This window comes from Paenibacillus sp. 01T422 (assembly GCF_056398785.1).
Genome location: NZ_JBFTQB010000717.1, coordinates 1 through 3,437 on the forward strand (window position 1 = coordinate 1; position 3,437 = coordinate 3,437).

Below are 3,437 nucleotides of genomic sequence, written 5' to 3' on the forward strand. Positions count from 1 at the left end.
GCAATAAACCGTCTGCTCCAAGTCTTTCTGCCAGTTGGACGCGTACGATGGCTTCCTTCAGGTTGCCCCCTGCTCCCGCAAAGACAGGCACTTTTCCCGCGGAGACGGAGACTCCGACCGCAACTAGCTGCTCATATTCTTTGATATCCAAAGATTGAAATTCGCCAGAACCCGCACATACAAATACAGAATCTAAGCCATTAGCCAATAAAAATTGAACATTTGCCTCAAATGCTTTTTCATTCACATTCTCGTTATGATCAAACGGTGTTACCGGAAATCCCATAATCCCTGCTAACGATACATGGTTCTCGCTTCCCATATGAACAGCCCCTTTGCGTTATCTTCCACCTCATTATAGAAAAGGAATACGGAGTCAGTCTTTGTAAAAACACGCCGCTTTTTTTCAAAAATTCCGTGATATAATAGATGTCAGCTTACTAGAGGGGAGATCACTTTCGTGCTGAGCCATACCGTTTATTCTCGAAGTAACCTATACCTCAACCAACATCTGAATCAGCTCCAAGGAGCCTCCGCATCCATCTTCGTTCACTACTGGGGTGCAAAGCCGCAGCATATGGGAAATAGTCCTCATGCGCATTCCTTTTTTGAAATTTGCTATGTCGTCCAAGGTGAAGGCGTTTACTTTTCAGATGGAGTAACCTATCCGCTGCGTGCTGGAACGCTTTATTGCTCCAAGCCCGAAAGCAGACATTATATTCAAAGTGATGAGGGCATGTTATTACTGTTTTTTGCTATCGAGCCCGTAGCATCCGATTCGAGCGAAGCTTTTATTCGCGATTTTCATCAATTGAGTGCCTATCCCCACCTATTCATCCCGAATGCCGAGCAGACTGCGCCCGCACTCATTTGGCAAGCGCTGCTCCTTCAGGCGGCTGAGTCTGAAATTCGTTACAAAGAGACCATCGAGCATTTAGCCTATACGCTGGTCATGAGTTGTATCAACTTATTTCTGCATCACTGCGTCTCTGGCGATACGGCTTCATCCACGGCGATTTCAGAGCTGCAAGGCACTCTTAAGCGGGCAAAAGAGTATATTCAGACGCATCTCACGAGAAAAATAGCGCTTTCAGATGTTGCCCAAAGCCTGCATGTGTCCGRGCGGCAGCTCTCACGCCTGATGGCGGAAGAATTAGGTCAATCTTTTCCTTCGGTCGTCAAAACAGAACGGGTCAAAAGGGCCGCCTATTTGCTCGGTTACACGGACATTCCCCTGAAACAAATTGCCGAAGATACCGGCTTTGAAAGCATTCACTATTTTACCCAAGTGTTCACCAAGGAAATGGGCACTCCGCCAAGCTCTTTTCGCAAAAATGGTCTTAACGCCGAATCAGTCGATGCCTCGATACACAAATATTTAGAACAAGTTGCAACACGTTATCACAAAAATCTGACTTTGCATCCAAATACAGCTCTGAAACGTATACAAGATGCAAAGGAGTTGTAAATCAAGATGGAATCCAGAGAACAATTGCTGCAAGAGCTAAGCATAATTAAAGCTTGGGAGTCTGATCAGAAAGATTTGTGGTTTTGGGAGAAAATTGGGCGTCTGCCTTTTCAACTGTTGGACCGGCTTACACCTAAATTTTTAAACAAGAAGATTAGCGAGGCTTTGAATGAACTAGGGAATTATTTGCAGGCGGGTGGCCGCTATCTCATTTCTGAAACAGGGACATTACGCCATATTTCAGAAGTACGTCAGCGTGTTGAGGGAAATCATCCGGCGCATATAGAGATTGTTGCGATTGAAGATGTGGAGACACTTCCCCTTCACATCCTTGATCAAGCCGCAGATGAGATTATTCAAAATCGGACGAAACTAGCTACACTCCAAGGAGCAACGACAGGAATTGGCGGCATTTTGACCCTCGCCATCGATATTCCAGCTGTGCTCGGCCTGTCTTTGAAAACCATTCAAGAGCTGGCCATCTGTTATGGCTATGATCCCAAGATCAAGCAGGAACGAATCTTCACGATTAAGTGCATGCAATTCTCTTCCGCCGATATCGTCGGCAAGAAGGCGATTCTTGATGAGCTGAGCGACTATGCGGCTAATGATCAAGCGGACGCGCAGATGATTTCACAGCTGCAGGGCTGGCGGGAAGTTTTTGCTACTTATCGCGACAATTGGGGCTGGAAGAAACTGTTTCAGTTGATTCCTATTGCCGGCATCCTCTTCGGTGCTTGGATCAACCGCGGTACGCTTAAGGATGTTGGCGAATCCGCAAAAATGCTGTATCGTAAACGTAGAATTCTTGAACGCTTAAACGAGTTAGAACGAGAAAACGTGGAATAGCCTCCGCAGGCTTGAAACTATTGAAGTCTCCATTCGTATTAAAAAATAAAACGATTGGAGGCTTCGTGACAAATGATAAAACATTTGCTTAGAAAACTATTTGGCTCCATTTTCCACTCCAAACACCGGGGTTATCGTCAGAATAGCTCTCATAGGGTTCAGTATGGTCAACGTCATTCTTCATCGGATCGCTATCATGGAAGTGGACACAATCAGCAAGGTCATGGATATTACCGAAATAAACGACATAGTTCAAGTTAATGCAAAGCCGCGAAAGTGGCTTTTTTGTTTGCGACTACGGAAGGATCGCGTCTAATTCATCGATGAATTCTTGCGTGCTTGTGTACGCAGGATCTATCTGGAGCAGCTTGCGAATCATTCGTTTCGTCACCGGTGTGAGATCAAGCTCCTCTTCCCAGCCTTTGGCGCTTTCCTCAGGGAGCTCTGATGTTTCAAAGGTTGAATATAGCATAAAGAGTAAAAAGTGACCGATAGCATACAGATCGGAAGTCACCTCAGTAGCCCGCCGCCGCTGTAGCCCCTCGTCTATTCCATAATCCTGCAGAGCTGGCTCCCCCATTCGTGAAGCTAAGCCAAAATCAATTAAATGGATTCGTTCCCCTTGCAGAATAACATTAGGAATCCGAATATCACGGTGGACAAAACCTTGCGAGTGCAGATACGTCACGACTGCCATTAACTTGCTAATCAGGCTTAGCGCTTCCTTTTCGGAAAATTTGGCACCTCTCTCGAAAATCAAGTCCTCAACCGTTTGCCCTTTCATATAATCCATGACCATGAACATCTGTTTATTTTCATTAAAAGACGTTAGGCAGCTGGGTATCGAAGGATGATGCAGCTGTTGCATGATTTGGATCTCCTGTTGCAACAAGTCACGTCCCACCTGTCCCTTACTCGGCTTCGCTTGCTTAATGACGAGCTCTGCTCCGGTACGGATGTCTTGACACAAGTAGGTCAGCCCGTAACTTCCCATTCCGATAAATCGCAGGATACGATAATGACCTTGAAGCAATTTCCCCTCTTGCAATGGATAGTCAATCCAAGCGGCACACACTTTTCTCACATAAGCAAGTAAGGCCATAATCGCTCCTTATTTTTC

General features: G+C 45.8%; 4 protein-coding genes. 2 read left to right on the forward strand and 2 right to left on the reverse strand.

Going from position 1 to position 3,437, the window contains the following annotated elements; all coding sequences use genetic code 11:
• Window positions 1-322, reverse strand: a 322-nt coding sequence (locus AC1DUA_RS29660; RefSeq protein ID WP_477503162.1) for a dihydrodipicolinate synthase family protein, incomplete at its 3' end; no start/stop codon positions are given.
• A gap of 138 nt (window positions 323-460) precedes the next feature.
• Between AC1DUA_RS29660 and AC1DUA_RS29665 the strand changes: the two genes are divergently transcribed.
• Both AC1DUA_RS29665 and AC1DUA_RS29670 read left to right on the forward strand, forming a co-directional pair.
• Window positions 461-1,468: a helix-turn-helix domain-containing protein gene (locus AC1DUA_RS29665; protein ID WP_477503163.1), complete on the forward strand. Its 1,008-nt coding sequence runs from the start codon at window positions 461-463 to the stop codon at window positions 1,466-1,468.
• A gap of 6 nt (window positions 1,469-1,474) precedes the next feature.
• A complete protein-coding gene (locus tag AC1DUA_RS29670; RefSeq protein ID WP_477503164.1) occupies window positions 1,475-2,317 on the forward strand; it encodes an EcsC family protein in 843 nt (280 codons plus the stop codon).
• A gap of 295 nt (window positions 2,318-2,612) precedes the next feature.
• On the opposite strand, the gene AC1DUA_RS29675 is transcribed toward AC1DUA_RS29670, so the two are convergent.
• Window positions 2,613-3,419 carry a serine/threonine protein kinase gene (locus AC1DUA_RS29675; protein ID WP_477503165.1) on the reverse strand — a complete coding sequence of 269 codons (807 nt, stop codon included), beginning with the start codon at window positions 3,417-3,419 and terminating at the stop codon, window positions 2,613-2,615.
• Window positions 3,420-3,437 lie beyond the last annotated feature (18 nt).